General features: G+C 56.5%; 15 protein-coding genes and 2 pseudogenes. 5 read left to right on the top strand and 12 right to left on the bottom strand.

Annotated features, from left to right (window positions below; translation table 11 throughout):
* Window positions 1–92: 92 nt before the first annotated feature.
* From YA0848_RS30430 to YA0848_RS30390, 9 genes and pseudogenes are all read right to left on the bottom strand, one after another.
* Entirely contained in the window at window positions 93–818 is a 726-nt protein-coding gene (locus YA0848_RS30430) for a TIGR03747 family integrating conjugative element membrane protein (RefSeq protein WP_198731476.1), read from the bottom strand.
* 92 nt (window positions 819–910) lie between these two features.
* On the bottom strand, window positions 911–3,016 hold the full coding sequence (traD, locus tag YA0848_RS30425; protein WP_184316167.1) for a type IV conjugative transfer system coupling protein TraD: 2,106 nt from the start codon (window positions 3,014–3,016) through the stop codon (window positions 911–913).
* Window positions 3,017–3,024: 8 nt separating this feature from the next.
* Entirely contained in the window at window positions 3,025–3,540 is a 516-nt protein-coding gene (locus YA0848_RS30420; protein ID WP_184316169.1) for an integrating conjugative element protein, read from the bottom strand.
* Between the two features lie 11 nt (window positions 3,541–3,551).
* Window positions 3,552–4,085, bottom strand: a complete 534-nt coding sequence (locus tag YA0848_RS30415) for a lytic transglycosylase (RefSeq protein WP_184316171.1) — start codon at window positions 4,083–4,085, stop codon at window positions 3,552–3,554.
* Window positions 4,067–4,786: a TIGR03759 family integrating conjugative element protein gene (locus tag YA0848_RS30410; protein ID WP_184316173.1), complete on the bottom strand. Its 720-nt coding sequence runs from the start codon at window positions 4,784–4,786 to the stop codon at window positions 4,067–4,069. The genes YA0848_RS30415 and YA0848_RS30410 overlap by 19 nt, the downstream gene beginning before the upstream one ends.
* 9 nt (window positions 4,787–4,795) lie before the next feature.
* Complete coding sequence (locus YA0848_RS30405) at window positions 4,796–5,467, bottom strand: chemotaxis protein (RefSeq protein WP_184316175.1); 672 nt, start codon at window positions 5,465–5,467, stop codon at window positions 4,796–4,798.
* Window positions 5,464–6,006 carry a PFGI-1 class ICE element type IV pilus protein PilL2 gene (gene pilL2, locus YA0848_RS30400; protein ID WP_184316177.1) on the bottom strand — a complete coding sequence of 181 codons (543 nt, stop codon included), beginning with the start codon at window positions 6,004–6,006 and terminating at the stop codon, window positions 5,464–5,466. Before pilL2 ends, YA0848_RS30405 begins: the two co-directional genes overlap by 4 nt.
* A 106-nt stretch (window positions 6,007–6,112) precedes the next feature.
* Complete coding sequence (locus YA0848_RS30395; protein WP_184316180.1) at window positions 6,113–6,847, bottom strand: DUF5983 family protein; 735 nt, start codon at window positions 6,845–6,847, stop codon at window positions 6,113–6,115.
* 52 nt (window positions 6,848–6,899) lie between these two features.
* Window positions 6,900–7,007: pseudogene (locus YA0848_RS30390) on the bottom strand (JAB domain-containing protein); the annotation flags it as partial.
* A 672-nt stretch (window positions 7,008–7,679) separates the two neighbouring features.
* On the opposite strand from YA0848_RS30390, the gene YA0848_RS30385 reads away from it, so the two are divergent.
* From YA0848_RS30385 to YA0848_RS30375, 3 genes are all read left to right on the top strand, one after another.
* Entirely contained in the window at window positions 7,680–8,081 is a 402-nt protein-coding gene (locus YA0848_RS30385) for a hypothetical protein (RefSeq protein WP_153428583.1), read from the top strand.
* A gap of 81 nt (window positions 8,082–8,162) precedes the next feature.
* Window positions 8,163–9,560 carry a hypothetical protein gene (locus YA0848_RS30380; protein ID WP_223296393.1) on the top strand — a complete coding sequence of 466 codons (1,398 nt, stop codon included), beginning with the start codon at window positions 8,163–8,165 and terminating at the stop codon, window positions 9,558–9,560.
* A 189-nt stretch (window positions 9,561–9,749) separates the two neighbouring features.
* Window positions 9,750–10,277, top strand: a complete 528-nt coding sequence (locus YA0848_RS30375) for a hypothetical protein (protein WP_012269855.1) — start codon at window positions 9,750–9,752, stop codon at window positions 10,275–10,277.
* A gap of 101 nt (window positions 10,278–10,378) precedes the next feature.
* Here YA0848_RS30375 and YA0848_RS30370 read toward each other — a convergent pair whose 3' ends face one another.
* From YA0848_RS30370 to YA0848_RS30360, 3 genes and pseudogenes are all read right to left on the bottom strand, one after another.
* A complete protein-coding gene (locus YA0848_RS30370; RefSeq protein ID WP_010951457.1) occupies window positions 10,379–10,702 on the bottom strand; it encodes a hypothetical protein in 324 nt (107 codons plus the stop codon).
* Window positions 10,703–10,819: 117 nt separating this feature from the next.
* Entirely contained in the window at window positions 10,820–11,494 is a 675-nt protein-coding gene (locus YA0848_RS30365) for a heavy metal response regulator transcription factor (RefSeq protein ID WP_003253420.1), read from the bottom strand.
* Window positions 11,495–11,983: 489 nt separating this feature from the next.
* Window positions 11,984–13,286, bottom strand: a pseudogene (locus tag YA0848_RS30360) (OprD family porin).
* Between the two features lie 404 nt (window positions 13,287–13,690).
* Here YA0848_RS30360 and YA0848_RS30355 point away from each other — a divergent pair.
* Complete coding sequence (locus YA0848_RS30355) at window positions 13,691–14,962, top strand: TolC family protein (RefSeq protein ID WP_010951456.1); 1,272 nt, start codon at window positions 13,691–13,693, stop codon at window positions 14,960–14,962.
* Window positions 14,963–15,030: 68 nt separating this feature from the next.
* Window positions 15,031–16,281 carry an efflux RND transporter periplasmic adaptor subunit gene (locus YA0848_RS30350; RefSeq protein WP_010951455.1) on the top strand — a complete coding sequence of 417 codons (1,251 nt, stop codon included), beginning with the start codon at window positions 15,031–15,033 and terminating at the stop codon, window positions 16,279–16,281.
* The last annotated feature ends 5 nt before the right edge of the window (window positions 16,282–16,286 follow it).

Here is a 16,286-nt window from a genome sequence, read left to right as displayed (position 1 = left end):
GTTGGTTTGTCTATTATTGGCGGTTATGTCGTCGCGATTTTGGCCAAATTCACCGGAATGGTTTAACACGTCAGCATTACATTTTATCAAATTTATTTTTTAACCGTCGCCGCGGTGATGGCTGTCGTTATTCCGAGCATCATCGCGCAAGGCAAAAAGACGGCCATAGGATTGAGCGAAAAGGGCAGGGATAGGTAAATGATCCAGGGCACGATCAACAGTGGTAAAACTGCTCGCTTGGCGCGGTGATAGACAAAGCTGCTTTCTCGCCCGGCTCCAAACTTGCGCAGGTCGCGGCGCATCAAACCATCGACAAAACCCGTGAACATGGCCAGCAAGAACAATGGCGTGGCCAGGACCAGAATGGTCAGGCGCACCACGAAGGTAAAGGTCACATAGACCGCCGCCAGCACGAAAGCCTCAATGCTCACGTAGAGCTGGTTGATCCAGCTCCAGAAGCCGTTGCCCTGGCTCGACACCCGCGCCTGCCGGGCAAAATCCGCAAAGCCAGTCTTGACCAGCAGCCACTGATTGAGGAAATCCAGCCACTGGACAATCGTTGGCCCAGGCTGCTGGATGAGAAGTGAAGCTTTGAAGTGCTCGCTGAGCCACCCCAATTCGCTATTCAACATGGCCTGGCTGTGTCGCCAACCCTGATCGCCCCAGAACAGTAGCAGTCCGACGAACTCGATGAGGATCGAGAGCAGCAACGAGGCAATCAGCAATCCGATGATGCGCAGGACCAGGCTGATGGCCGAGACGATCAATCCCGGATGCTGGATCGGTTGTGGCGGCGCTTTCTGGGCGGAAATCGCCATCGTTCACTCCATATTACGCCTTGCAGAGTTGATGTGGGCACGACGCCTACCGAATACGTGTTTGCTGAATCGATACCTATGGCTGGGCCAGGCTACCCCACCTGATCCAGATCGAAGTTGGTTGTTGGGCCGCCACCGCTTGCGCTCCACCATTGCCCTGCCTGCTCGTTGTAGGCCGCCCGCATTCTCTGGGTAAGCTCCTGTAGGTCTTTGGGCATGGCATCGTCGTTGGAGGGTTTTGGCAATGGCATGCGGACTTTCCAGAGTTGGCCACCGGCCTGGAAGGAGAACATTTGACCCTTGGGTAGGCTGACGATATGAGCCGGCTCGATTAGCGGCACACTGGTGCTGCTGACACGGTCCTGCGAGGAGGAGGTGAAGTCCGTGTTGGCCTCAGGATCAGAGGTGTCGGTGGCACCCGACACCAGGGTCTTGGTCATCACGTTAACCTTGGGCAACTGCTGGGTGAGCAGTTCCGCGGTGGCGGTTTCGCGCACCCGCAGCATTTGCAGGGTATTGAAGTTGCCGATGACCTGGCCGGCCTTGGCGCGATTGCCAATGCGCGCTTCGATATCGCTGAGAGTCTGGGTGTAGGCGGTCACCTGGATGCCGGCGCCGCCACCCTTGTTGATCAGTGGGATGAACTCATCACCCATCAACTCGTTGAACTCGTCAGCGTGCAGGTTGATGGGGAGCTTATTGGCACTGCTGTCTGATTGGGGCAGGCCATGGTCGATGCCGTGTTTGTAGATGTGTCCGGCAACCGAGACCAAGTCGGCGAACATGGAGTTACCTACAGCGGCGGCCACCTCGGCGTCGGTTAGCGCATCCAGGCCAACATAGACGATGCCGCGTTTCCGGATAATCTGCATCCAGTCGAAGATTGGCCGCGGGTCATCTAAATCGGTGTAGTTGGGGGCCAGTAACTGCGCGGTCTTGCCGGTGGTGAGTTTCTCCAGCAGCGGCAGTAGCGAGGCAACGATTTTGTCGAAGTAAGTACGGTCGTAGCGTACCGCCGAACGCAGTCCGTCCAGCACCGGATCAAATACCCGTTTTGCCGCCAAATATTGTTCGATGGCCACCACCCGCTTTTCGCGTCCTACCATATGCCGGGGAATGTTCTTTTCGGTGAGCTTGCCTTCGAGCTGGACGATCAATTCCCACGCCTTCGGGTCGGTCTTGGCGAAAAACTGCTGTGCGTACTCGATGAACAGGGCGTCGATGTTGACCACATGTCGCTGGATCTGCAGGTAGTCCGGACGCCGGCCCAACTCGATCAGAGCGCGGGCGATGATGTTGACGAAACGCCAGGCGAACTCACGAAAGGCCGCAGAGTTGCCTTCACCGCTGAGCTGCCCGGCGATGCGCGACGCCACTTCCGAAATGCGCCCGAAACGTCCCACGGCGTTGTAGCGGGCTGAAATTTCCGGCCACCCCAGATGGAAGACATAAAACTCTTTCTCCCGACCGGCGCGTTTGGCTTCAACGTACATCCGTTTGAGCAAGTCGGCATCGCCCTTCGGATCGAAAACGATGACCACCTCATGCTCGACGCGATGAATGTCCTGGGTGATGTACACCTCGGCGAGCCGCGTCTTGCCGACACGAGTAGTGCCCAGCACCAGTATGTGTCCGACCCGTTCGCCCAGCGGTAGGCTAACTTCCGTTTCATCGGGCTCAACCCCATGCAGAAGTGGCGACCCACCTACCGGGGGCAAAGGGCGCAACGGATTGAAGGCACTGTCCCAGGCGGTGACACGGGCCAATGTCGAGAGCGGAAACGGTGCATGCTCCAGGCGCCGTTCGAGTCCACGGGCCAGACGGTAACAGGTCGGTTGGTCGACATAGTGGGCGACCGCCGGATCCTGGGCTTCGACCAGGCGCTGGGTGTGCAGGCGGGTCCAGCGAAAGCCGCGGCCCATGAACAGACGCTTGCGGCTGACCGGAATCTGCCGACTGGTCAGCTCGTAACGGGGCAGCCGACGGATATTGCGTCGATAACGCAGCACCTCCCAGGCTTGTCGCAGCCGGATAAGGCCGAACAGGGTATAGGCCAGCGCCGCAACCAGACCGATCTCCGGTGACAGGGCCACAGCCCAGGGCGAGTACATGCACAGCACTGCGGCAGCGATGCAGATCGCCACGGTATACAGCTCCACCGCTGGCCGGAGCTTCGACTCCATCGCATGCTCGGCCATGACCTGACTCACTGTTCCAATGAGGTGGCGGTGATCAAGACGGGGTAGTGCTCAATCTGCAGGCGGGTGGCGATGTCGTTGCCGTTGACCGGCATGATGGTGATGTCCGGAGCGGCTGCTCGAATCCGGGCCAAAGCTTCAGTATCGGCCACCTCGACGGCGAGGCCGGCTGCACCCAGCTCCTGCAGTTCAGCCGCGCGTTGACGCAGCCAAGTCAGCGACTGGGGATCGCCGCCCACCAGAAAAAAGGGTTGCATGCCGGGCATTTTCAGGGAGCGAGGCGTGACCGGGCCGGGGCTCAGTCGAGAGCTGCTGACGGGCAGTATCCAGGCCTCATCGGCAATCACGGACAGGTCTGCGTGAATAATCCCGTTAACCTGAGCTCTGTCAATCGGTTGAGCTCCCGGCACTCGAAGGTAGGGCTGGGTGAAATCGCCGCCTAGCCCCTTGACAGTGCTCAGTTCGGCTTGGGTGAAAGGTGCCAAGAGCAAGATGAAATAGCAGGTAAGGGATATTCGTTTCATGGTGGTGTGCCTTATTCGAAGGAAACCAGCAACCGTTTGAGTTGCCGGGAAAAGCCGGCGCGGTAACGCGCGGCCGGCGTTCCTCCTGCCGGGCGGTGATAACGTCCAGCCGCTGACACCCAATTACCGGTGGCGGCGTGATGCTCCTGCAACAGCGCGGCGGTCACAGCGAGATTTCGGTAGGGGTCGAGGGCTTCGCAGGGACTGGAAAAACGTTGTCCGTGATAACCCAGATTGGTTTGCCCGAGACCGACATCGACCCGCTTGGCGTCATGTTGGGCGAGTGCCTGAAGTAAGGCGTGACAGGCGGTCTGGCGAGTGGCGAAGCGGTAGGGTGTTCCGGTGATGTTCAGGGTCCAGGGCCAGGGCAGCAGTCGGCCACGGACGCGGAGTCCACTCTCCTGCAGCGCAATCGCGAACAGCACCGTAGAAGGGATGCCGGCGTCATGCGCCGCCAGTTGATAGGCCGGAGGCGGAAGTTCGTCAGCCTGGGCTGCGAGCATCGTCAGCATGAGCGCAAGACCACTCAGTCGAGGCGTTGCCATTGTCCGTTCACCTGTTGAAATGTGGCGGGCAATGGCCCCGGAGCACCCAGGCTGAACCAGCGACCACGGTCATGGTTCAGGGTGATCTGCCGGCGTTGCACCTTGGCCGGATCGATATCGGCTTGCCGAGCCCAGTTACGGACGCGTTCATCCTCGCCTTGGCTGCCCACCAGGTAGATATCGAACGCCGTGTCACTGTTTTGCAAACGTTGTGCTTCGGCAGTGCATGCCGGGCAGTGGTCTTCCACAAACAGGGCTTGGCGCGGCGCGACCGCTGAGCTGGCAGGGGATGGGGATGCCATACCCTGGATCGGCAGTAGCCCAGGAAATAACTTGGCCCAGGCCGCGGTGTAAGCGTTTTGGTAGGCCAACTCGCGCTCGGCGCGTTTGGCTTCCAGCATTACCTGTAATTCGGCATAGCGTTGGCGCTCTTGGTCGGTCTCGGCCTCGACCCCGAGTGCGGTCAACGGATCGAGGTTCGGGCTCCAGAAACCGCGCGGGCCGGCTTGGATCTGTTCGAAGCGCGTCCACTCCTGCTCCGTCAGCCCCCAGCTCGCCGTCTGTTCAGCGTGAGAGCGCTCCAGGGGAGCGGACTGCGTGTCCTGGAGCCGTGATTGTGTCGTGGCAGGGTTGCCCATCGCAGCGCTCGTGCTAAGCAGTGAAACGAAACAGACGACGGCGGGCAGTAACGCTCTGTTCATGATCGCTTCTCAAGGGAGGGGCACGGTCTGGTCTGGCTGAGCGGCCACCGCGAAGATGGCTGAGTGCGGCTCCAGCACTTTCAGGTGCCAGGCGCCGAGCTGCTCGCCGCTGTGCAGCAGCCGAACATCCATAAGCGAGCGACTGTCATGCGGAGCGACCGCCAGAAAGCGCTCACCCCCGCGGGACTCGACACCCAACACCGAGAAAGGTGGCGAGAGCGGGACGGATTTTGGGCGAGCGGTCTGTTTCGGTTTGGGCGCTGAATGCATCGGCGGTGGGGGTGATGGCTGGGTCTTGAGGTCCAGGAACTGCTGCTCGACCTGTTCAAGGCGTGCGCGCAGCGCTGTCAGGTCTGCCTGGGTGGCGCGGGCTGCGAGACCATCACGCAGTTCCTGTATCTCTTGCGCCCACTGATCCAACATCGGATCGAGGGTATTGGCCTGTTGCTCACCAGTATCGACCATCTGCTTCAGGTCTTTCAGCGCGTACTGCAGCTTCTCCTGGGCATCCTTGAGGGCGCTTGAATCATGTTGCAGGGTGTCCAGGGTTTGTAGGTGTTGGGTGTTCGTGCTCTGCAGTTCGGCCACGCGTTGATACTGGTTATACAAACCACCGCTCTGGCCGGCGACCGCCAAGCAAAGCAGCCCAATGATGAGAGTTTGAAACGTCGAGGCTCTCATGGGAGTGCCTCCAACAGATGGGGCGAGACGGGTGTGATCAGCGCGACGCCGGCCTCCGTTTTCTGCTGTTCGAAGCAGACTGAACGGCTGACTTCGTCGGTCGTGAGTTGCCAGGCGGGGCCAGCGAGCACTTGGAGCGCGCGGCGCAAAAAGATCGGGCCGAGCCGGTAATGGGCCGCGGGCAGGGGCCGAGTAAACAGCACCCTCACCGACGCGGTAACGGGGCAGAGCGCATAGCCCGAGCGCTGCAATACGTACTGCAATGCATCCTGCACTGAAGGGTTCAGGCTGGACGGGATGCTCACGTCAATGATTTGGGCAAGAAGATCGCGTTGTTCCGTGGTGGGCTCGGTGCTGACCAGCGTGTAGCGGCCATAATGAAGCTCTGCCTGATGGCTTTCTTCGGCTATGCCCTTCGAGTGCTGGGCCCGATTGGAGTAACTGTCGATCTCTGGATGGGTCGGCAAAGAGTTGGGGATTTGCGCGGTGCAGGCGCTCAACAAACCCAGCAGGCAGACAGGCGTGAAAAAACGCTCCATGGAAAAAACCTCATGTCAGATTCAGTGCAGAACCTGACATGAAGTGAAGGAGCGATTCAGTGAGAAAGTTGATTCAAGGTGGGTCGTGTTAACGCTGAACACGTTGCTATTCATCGAAAATGGCGAGCCCATCCAAGACGGCAGCGTCGGGGTCGAAGATCAACAATCGCACATCCGCCAATGCCGCCAAATACAGTACGTTGACCAAGGCTTCCGGTGTGCCTGCGTCGAGTTGTTCTTGTCTCAAGCTCGAATGACGATTGCCCGCAATGTTCAGCAAGTTCTCGTCCGTCCATGGCGTGCCGATCAGTTTGCAACCGATACCGCAGCAATCTGGCAGCGTAAAAAGCTCGAACAAGAGGCCGGTTTGCCGCAGAGCGAAGTTACTGACCCACTCCTCCAGATAAAGCATCGCTTCTTCGGGAAGGTGCGCGGTACTGATTTCCCAGGCTCGACTGTAGTGTCCCGTTTCGAAGCTCAAGCGATGGACCATGGCTTGGGCCTCTTCCAGGGAGTACAGATCACCGAGGTGATGCCGCTCGTTGAGCATTTCGCCCATCACAGCGTAGATCACTTGGCGCACTAGCCCGCTGGACTGACAGCGCTCATCCAAATTATCCGGAATGGAGTGGCCTTCGCTGATCACGGCGAAATCGTCATTGAACAGGCAGGGGAACAGTTGCAGCTCGTCGTCGGGCAGATGGGTTTGTGCGTCATGCACTGGTCGAAAGCACGGAGGGCAGTCGTCTTCGTAGGTGATCAGTAGCAGCCGTTCGATATGAAGGTTGTCGTAACCGCGAGCAAATGGGTTTGAGGCCGCAGCTCGGTGTGTGGGGTTCATGAGGGTTCTCCAGAATGAAAATGAACAAGGCGCCCGAAGACGCCTGTGAGGGTTAAAGCCAACCATGTTCGGCAAGGGAAAGTGGACGACCTTCACCCACGATGAAGTGATCCAGTACGCGCACTTCGATCAAGGCCAAGGCCTCTTTCAGCCGTGCAGTGTAGGTTCACAAAATAGGTGATAGGCCAGACCCCGTGAAATTGGAATCTTCGCCATTTTTTTTGTGAAATGAAGGGGTGCTTTTCACAGAAAAGCCGAGAAATCCCTACTCACCAATCACAAAAGTTGATTGGCCTGGAAAGGGCCGTTTACGACCGACGCGTGACTTTTCGGTAAGGGATGAGGAGTAGTCGCAGCGATCCTTTAGCTCCTAGTCTGGCGACCTTGGGTTCAGAATCCGACTGGCAATGCCCGCCGTCACTACTTCAGAGGAACCAGCTTCCTCTGCTGCCAAAATTGCGGGGGCTCATGCTGGTACCCAGGCCCGACAAATGCGCAGTTGCAGCCCTCAATTGCAAGGCTATCCAAAGCGGCACGCGTGTCAATCAAGATCTGATGCATGACGATGGCCGGCCTCACGGAGGTGAAACCGGAGATTCAGAATGACTAAACCGACCCCGTAGACACCAACCTCCACGAAGGCCGCTATCGACCCAAAGCTGTCCTTCAAGAAAGGCAGCTAACGGCGAGAAGCGGTCATTTTGTATCTACAGGTTTCGGGGCGATTCACTCGTCTGATGCTCAGGAGCACCAGGATGGGCGTCAAGGAGGTGGTCATCTTGAGGTGGACTATGCTGACCAGTTGCTCTCAAATCTAATCGTGAGGTCCTCCATGGCAAACCCCAATCTGCTGGCTCTATTCAGAGATGAAGTCCTTCTGACCGGGCCTGAAAGCTCCCTACCTAGCAACCTATCTCAGTTCTGGCTTGAGGAGCTCCAGAATCATCTGGAGAGGTATTTCGACGGTTTGAACTCGGAGTCAGATGCAGAAGAGAAGGATCTCGACATCTCCCTCCCACTCGCAGCGATCATCCACATCTTGTTCGCAAAAAATGGTGGGGAGGAGATATCCGAGAGCTCTGAAAAGCTGTACGAGTATTTCCAAGACTACCGGCTCGAACTGGCCCTTGAAGAGATCACGCGAAAGACTCATGTGGCTGCCGAGGCTGCAACCATTGAGACCATCTTCACCAACCGAGACGTCCTGGTGGAGCAAAGCCCCCTTCTTCAATAGGTACCTCCACCGATGCCATCGCCGGCGGGCACGCTCCGAGGCATTGATGGAATGCATTTTGACGACTGCCGAGATCAGCGAATGAAAGAAATTGCTGCGCCGATGTTCGATCTAATCGCTTTGTCGCTTCCACGAGGGTTGGGGTTTGGGGACAGCCCGCCAGTAGGGGCATGGCTTAGTGAGGACGGAATTTCTTGTGCCGCTCTAACCCGAAATATCAATTCCGGCAGCTTCGGAATTGTCACCTTGCGGCGTCGTGTCGATAGCGTGTGGGTGCTCCTCAGCCATGGTGAGTGCACCACTGGCGAGTCCGAAGCCCGCGCCTCAATCAGCCATTTTCTCTATACCCAAGCCCATCCGCTTCCACTCCCTTCAGGTGAACGACGACGTGCTCCTCTAAGCAGAATGGGTAAGCGCACACCAAGCGTGGTGTTCAAATCACTATTTGATCCAAGCCGCCGTATTGGGGCGTGGGCGCTGAATCAACTGTATCTCGCACTGCCATCCCCAGACAGAAATTGGGTTCCCGATTGCCAGACTGAGAATTTTCACACCCGCCTCTGGGAAGCCCACCTATTAGCGATTTTTCGTGAACAGGGACTCTTGGTCACCCAGCCTAAAGAATCACCCGATTTTCACATCGAGAATAGGCTGGGAGATGAGGCCTGGGTTGAAGCAGTGACAGCCAACCCGGAAGAGCGGTATGAGCATTTTGGCGCCTCGCCGGTCCCCCCACCCGCTGACCGACATGAGCGTTTCTTAGGAGCGGCTGCAGAAAGGTTTGCGAGGACCATCCAAAACAAATTGGACAAGCGTTACGAATCCCTACCGCACGTGGAGGGTAAGCCGCTCATTCTGGCCTTAGCCGATTTCCATGCGCCCAGTTCAATGCTGTGGAGCAGGGAGTCGCTCATCAGCTATCTCTATGGCTTTGCAGTTCACTCATCTGCGCATCGTGGTACGCACCTGATAACTGTGGAGGAAGAGACATCTCTGCTATCAGGGCGCCCCAACGGCCTATTTACGCTAATGGAAAATGCCCATCTTTCAGCGGTCATTTTCACCAATGCCTGCACAGTGCCAAAGCTCAGCCGAGTGCCGATCTCAGGTGGAGCTCATCTAGACGGGTACCGATACTTGCGGTTTGGTGAGTTTTTCGACCGTTCTCCGGGAGCATCACGAGGTATCCCATTTCTGTTGGATGTAGCGTCCAGCGACTACGGTCAGCTCTGGCCGCAATATGGCTACGAGCCGTGGTCTGCTGAAGTGGAGGTATTCCATAACCCTATGGCACTATACCCGGTGCCTAATGAGTTGATACCAGAAGTCACCCACTGGAGAGAAGTAAACGGAAGAGTCGAGTGCGAATCTTTCTTTGATGTATCCATACTCCGATCCAGAACACTCGTCCTCAGTGCAAACGCTAAGGTTCCGTCACTCGATGAGTTGCTGACAGCAGCCAGTCCTCCAGAGCTCTGACGGCGGCGGGGTGGCCGCATCGTTGCCACGCAGGTAGATGAGAATTTCTCAGCAAGCTACCCAGCCAGGGGAAGGACATGAGATCCCCTGCGCAATTCAGGACCGTTGAAGCGTCACCTCTCTTCGGGTAAAAGCATGACCGTCATACAACGCTACAACAGCGTCATACCCGAGAGCATAGGAAGAAAAATGTCGATCCAAGGACTAAAACGATACTTTGGAAACAAGATTCACGCAGTGATAATGATGGCCCCGCTTAAGCGGGAAATGATACGCCTCGGCATATGCACCCTTATGGCGATTATTCTGAATATCATCTTGTATACCGGCGTTGAAGTAGACGGCACCATCAAGCCGTGGGCAGAAACCCCGATAAAACTGTTTGCATCGTCGATGTTATTCGCCTTCATGATCAAGGCTTTTCTGCCAGTTCTCGGCTGGACGATACTGAAAGCAATGCTGTTGAGTGCGAACAATGCCTTCAGCGGCATACTGAGTTTTTTGGGCAATCAGTTCACAGGCGTCATGTACTGTACCGGAATTATTATGGGTTCTATCACGATTAAATTGTATATGGTTTCCGGGGTTTTAGACTCTGAGTTTGCTTATCTGTCCGCAATCGTATTTGCTTCCGGGGTTTTATATTTCTATGTGCTGCAATGCGCCATTCAAAAAACAATGAGTCCGGCCCTGCGTACACCAGCAGTACCGCGTTAAACCACTAGGCTGTGACTATTCATCTCTGGTGCTCAGTAGGCGCTCGCTCTGCTGAACCCTCACCCATACACAACCATTAATGGACTGGCCCGCCTTCGACTTTATGAAGAAGGCGAGCGAGCACGTGACTGATTGCGCATGTATTCCGAGATGAGACTTTCGAAATTGATGTCCGCCTCCTCAACGAGAATATTGACGTGACAGTACAGCTCTTCAGGACCTCTGAGATAATTGAAAATCCTTGATCTAACGATGCCGCAAACCCCTTCTTTGACCGCCGTAGAGGGGAGGTTGATAACATCGCCAACGCACGGGATAAGAGCTAGGCCATGGTCGCTGTTGAAGACAATGTCAGCTGGACAGGCATCAATGCTGGCATCGGATTGTCCTTGCGAAACCTGCTGATAATCAATGCTATACCTCATGTACAGCCTACCTCATTTGTTGAGTGAGGAATCAGCGCCGCGGATCGTAAACAGAAACCTCAAGTTCGCAAGCGACGGGAGCATGTAGCGGATTTTCGGTACTAGAGAGCTTGGCAACTATCGTTTTTCAAGCACATACCCTACGCCCCGAAGCGTATGTATCAGTTTGGTCTCGAAAGGGTCATCTATCTTGGCTCTGAGTCTTCGAATCGACACCTCTACAACGTTTGTGTCGCAGTCAAAATTCATATCCCAAACCTGCGAAATAATTTGGGTGCGGCTCAGCACCACACCGGTATTACGCATCAGGTAATGCAGTAACGCGAATTCTTTCGTGGTCAGGTCAATGCGCTGACCGTCCCTGAATGCCCTGTGCCGGCTCTGATCAAGCTCCAGGTCAGCGACGCGAATGACCTCTACGGATGCAGGGTGATCTGACCTGCGCATCAAGGCGCGAACCCGGGCCAGCAGCTCAGGGAACTCAAATGGCTTGATCAGGTAGTCATCTGCTCCGTTCTCCAGCCCCCGGACCTTATCCGCCAGCCGGCTTCTCGCCGTCAGCATCATGATACGGGAAGGGCAGTTTTTACGACGCAACAACTCAAGGACCTGCCAACCGTCCATCTCTGGCAGATTTATATCCAGGATAATCAGCTCATATTCGTGCTGCTTAGCCAAGAATAATCCATCTGACCCGGTGTGGACGCAATCTACGACATAGCCACATTCCGTCAGACCTTGACGCACATACTCCGCAGTTTTTACTTCATCCTCAATTACCAGAATTCGCATGGGATTTTGTCTCGATATCACTGAGCAATTAACCGCGCACGCGCGCCGGCATTATTGAAAGGGATGGTAAATCAAAATGAGCGTGCCGGGGCTCAAATGACGGATTTGTAATTTCTAGGTAATACAGTTGATAGTCTGGCGGTATATCTTGTCGCGGTTTGGGTTTGACAGTTGCGGGCCCTCTCTCCAGCAGGTGATTTGACCTTATGAAGTATTGGGTTATTTTCTTCTTTGTGCTGGCTTCGTTCCGCTCAGATGACGGCGAGGTCGCTCACATTGAAGAGACTGGTCATTGGTGTAGTCATGAACTTCACCGGCATGCGATGCGTACAATCGAACGCCTACTTGAATTTTAGGCAAAAAAAAGGCGCCCAATGGGCGCCAAATATCCACCTTTTACCAAAGGAGCACTTAAGCCACTCAAGGTGAATGCGTAATGCTCGTTTTACTAACAGGACCCGCCAATGGATAACTGGCCCAGTTAGCGAATTACAGAATCGAAAGCGGGTACTCGATGATTACACGAGTTTCATCCAGATCCGATTCGAAAGCAGTGGCACGCGTGGTTGCCTGGCGCAACCGGAAGGACAGATCTTTTGCCGGACCGGTTTGGACAACGTATTTGACTTCGACGTCACGCTCCCAACGCTTCTGATTGTCGAGCGGGTTGCCGTTGTCGTCGGTGCGCATGTAGAACTGGTTAGCGTTCGAGTAATCCGCACCCGAGCCTCTGGCGTAGCGCGTCATGAACGTCAGGCCTGGAATGCCGTAGCTGGTGAAGTTCAGGTCATAGCGCAGCATCCAGGAACGCTCTTTCGGCGAGTTGAAGTCGCTGTACTGGATGGAGTTGTCGACGAAAATCGAGTCCGACTGACGCAGGTAGTCGAAATCGTCGTCGCCGTTGTTGCGCTGATGCGACAGGGCCAGGGTGTGGGCACCGTAACGCACACCGACCTTGGCACTCCAGATGTTGTTGTCGAATTCACCCAGGCGCTTCTTACCTTCATCTACGGCTTTGTAGTAGTTGAAGCCACCGATCAGCGCCAGATCGTCGCTCAGCGGGTAAACCACGCTTGTGCCGGCGTAGTACTGATTCCAGACGTCTTTCAGCTGGCTGGCGTAGACGCTCACAGTCCAGTTGTCGTTGATCGAGTAGTCACCGCCACCGTAACCGATCCATGGCGAGTTGACCGGGCCGCCGTAGAACGTCACGAAGTTGTCGTTCAGGTTGCTTGAGACCGGCTGGCTCATCGCATGCAGACGACCACCCTGGAGGGTAAGGCCCTGGCAGCAGGCGAGAGTCACCCGATGCGACGACCGGGGTCGATGGGAAGACATCACCCACTTTCACGATGGTATCGAACAAGCGGACTTTGGCTGCGCCGCCGACCTTGGTGTATTCGTCGCGAGCTTCACCCTTGTTATCAACGGGCAGCACGTCGAAGGAGCTACGGCCGCCGTTGCGCCCATCACCGGTGTCGAGCTTGAGGCCGATCATGGCAAAGGCATCAACGCCAAAGCCAACGGTACCTTGGGTAAACCCGGAGTTGAATTTGCTGATGATCGCGTGCGCCCAGGCTTCGGAGTAGCCGTTCGTATTGCCCTTGCCACTGTTGTAAGTGGGGGCGGTGCTGTCGCGGTTATCACGGTTGAAGTAGAAGTTACGGTTCAACACTGTAAGGCTGCTGCCTTCAATGAAGCCTTCTGGCTTGTCTTCAGCTTGTGCCGAAATAGCATAGCTTCCAGACAGCGCAGAAACTGCCGCCAAATACAGTGGTACTTTGATTTTCATCCGATGCTCCTTTGATTCACGGCAGTTTTTATTATGTTTACCGGCGCGGGTGTCGTTAGTTGTTCTGACCCGGCGGCGCGCCTAGCGTAGCGCGAGCTCATATTTGCAGGCCGAAGATAACGGGAGGGTGATAGGACAATTACAATTTCGTCATCTACCTGTTATTCGGCACCTTCGCACCGCGTGTTTGCCATCTCTGTTGCTTGTATCGAAATCATCGTGTCGGGTTGGGTTTCCCAGTATTTACGGGCATTAAAAAGCTTTCTTACGAAATTGTAATTTTCTAGCCACCCCTCTGATAGCTACCGCTCATTAGAGTGCCATCACCTAATCAAGTGGGGCTTGGCAGCTGTTTCGGCGTTCTCGCCAAGCTTTATCGAAGTTTGTGCACGAGGACCATCAAAGTGCCCCGGTATAACCGCAATGTCTTACCCAAGACCCCCGTCTCGCCCTGGAAGATCGCTGCACTCTGTGCAGTCATCTCTGGGTTGATGGCGCCTGCAGCCCTTGCCCAAAGCATCAGCTTGCCCCAGGCGCTTTCGACGGCCATGGATGCCAACCCAGACCTGGCCGCGGCCAGGCAAGAAATTGGGATCGCTGATGGTGCTCGCAAGCAGGCCGGGCTTATCCCCAACCCCACAATCTCGTATGACGTGGAAGACACCCGTCGTAACACCAGCCAGACGACTGTCTCTCTCAGCCAGACCCTTGAGCTGGGCGGTAAGCGGGGGGCTCGTGTTGACGTCGCCACATACGGGCAGACCGCCGCACAGCTTGAGTTAGACCGTCGCGTTAACGGCCTGCGTGCAGATGTCGTCCAAGCCTTTTACGCCGCGTTGCGGGCCCAGACAGGTCTCGACCTGGCCAAGCAATCTCTCGAACTGACTGAGCGCGGTCTTCGCATCGTCGATGGCCGTGTTCGCGCAGGTAAGTCGTCCCCAGTGGAGGCGACCCGCGCTCAAGTGCAACTGGCCGAAGCCCAGCTGCAAGTTCGACGTGCAGAAACGGAAAAAGCGACCGCTTACCAACAGCTCGCTCAAATTACCGGGAGCTCAGTCACCGTGTTTGATCGACTCGAATCGCCAACCCTCTCCCCGGGCTTGCCACCTCGCACTGAAGATCTGCTGGCTAAGCTCGACCAAACAGCAGAAATGCGTCAGGCCGTGGTGCAGATAGACAAGAGCGATGCCTCGCTCGGCTCAGAGAAAGCTCAGCGTATCCCGAACCTTACTGTCAGTGTAGGTAGCCAGTACGACCGCTCTGTGCGCGAGCGGGTCAACACTGTGGGCCTGTCTATGCCTTTGCCGCTGTTCGATCGTAACCAGGGCAACATTCTTTCCGCTTCTCGTCGTGCAGATCAGGCCCGGGACCAGCGCAATGCTGTTGAGCTGCGCCTGCGCACCGAAACCCAAACCGCGTTGAACCAATGGTCCACCGCCATGCAGGAGGTCGAGTCCTACGACAAGACCATTCTGCCTTCAGCCCAACAAGCCGTAGAGACCGCAACCCGCGGCTTCGAGATGGGCAAATTCGGTTTCATCGAAGTGCTGGATGCCCAGCGCACCTTGATCGTCGCTCGTGGCCAATACCTCGAATCGTTGGCAGCGGCGACCAATGCGCGTGCGCAGGTGGAAAGGGTTTATGGCGAAGTCGGCTCAACCGCCGGCACTCGCTGAACGGGCCAAACATTTTCTTCGGCACACAGCCTTGAACAAGCCGGTGCCTACGATCAGCAGGAGTAGCAATGGATAACAAACGCAAGATCGCCCTCGCGGTAGCCGCTGTGGCAGCCCTCGGATTTGGCAGCCTTGCCTGGAACAACAGTTCCGGACAGCAGGCCGCCAGTACTGCCGAGCATGGCGCTAACGATGGCCATGGCGACGAAAAGAAAGCCGCATCTGCCGCCAAAGAGGAAGGTGATGAGGGCCATGGTGAAGAAGGCCACAGCGAAGAGGGCGGTGAAGAAGAGGGCAAGCTGACGCTCAGCGCTGAACAGATCAAGGCCGCTGGTGTTGCCCTGGAAGCTGCAGCGCCTCGTGACCTCGGTACCGTCGTGAGCTTCCCTGGCGAAATTCGCTTCGACGAAGATCGTACTGCCCACGTGGTTCCTCGTGTTCCTGGCGTTGTTGAGGCTGTCCAGGCCAACCTGGGCGAGACGGTCAAGAAAGGGCAAGTCCTCGCGGTAATCGCCAGCCAGCAGATCTCTGACCTGCGCAGCGAACAACAGGCCGCACAGCGTCGCGTCGAACTGGCGCGTGTGACCTTCGAACGTGAGAAGCAACTGTGGCAGGACAAGATCTCTGCAGAGCAAGACTACCTCCAAGCACGCCAAGCGCTGCAAGAAGCGGAGATCTCCTTGGCCAACGCCAAGCAGAAGGTCGGCGCAATCGGTGCCTCGGTTAACTCCGTTGGCGGTAATCGTTACGAGCTCCGCGCTCCCTTCGACGCCGTGGTAGTGGAGAAACACCTGACCGTCGGCGAAGTCGTCAGCGAGGCGACCAACGCCTTCATCCTTTCCGACCTGAATCAGGTCTGGGCGACCTTCGCAGTTCCGCCGACAGATCTGGGCAAGGTCACGACTGGCCGTGCAGTGAAAGTCTCTTCGCCTGACATGAACGTCGAGGTCGAAGGGAAGGTGGGTTATGTCGGCAGCCTGCTGGGCGAGCAAAACCGTGCAGCTACTGTCCGCGTCACCTTGACCAACCCCAACGGCGCCTGGCGTCCAGGCCTGTTCGTAAACATTGCGGTCACCTCCCAGACCGATCGAGTTGCCGTAGCGGTCCCTGAGCACGCTGTGCAGACCGTTGAAGACAAACCTTCGGTATTCGTACGCACCCCAGATGGCTTTGACACCCGCCCGGTAAAACTGGGTCGCCGCGACAATGGGTACGTGGAAATCATCGACGGTATTGAAGCCGGCGCCCAGGTAGCAACCAGTGGCAGCTTCACACTCAAGTCCGAGCTCGGCAAAGCTTCTGCCGAACACGGTCACTGATGCGA

The sequence above is a fragment of the Pseudomonas sp. S4_EA_1b genome, assembly GCF_016307435.1.
GTDB lineage: Bacteria > Pseudomonadota > Gammaproteobacteria > Pseudomonadales > Pseudomonadaceae > Aquipseudomonas > Aquipseudomonas rhodesiae.
Note: the sequence above shows the minus strand (reverse complement) of the source record. Positions and strands in the feature narration are given on the sequence as shown.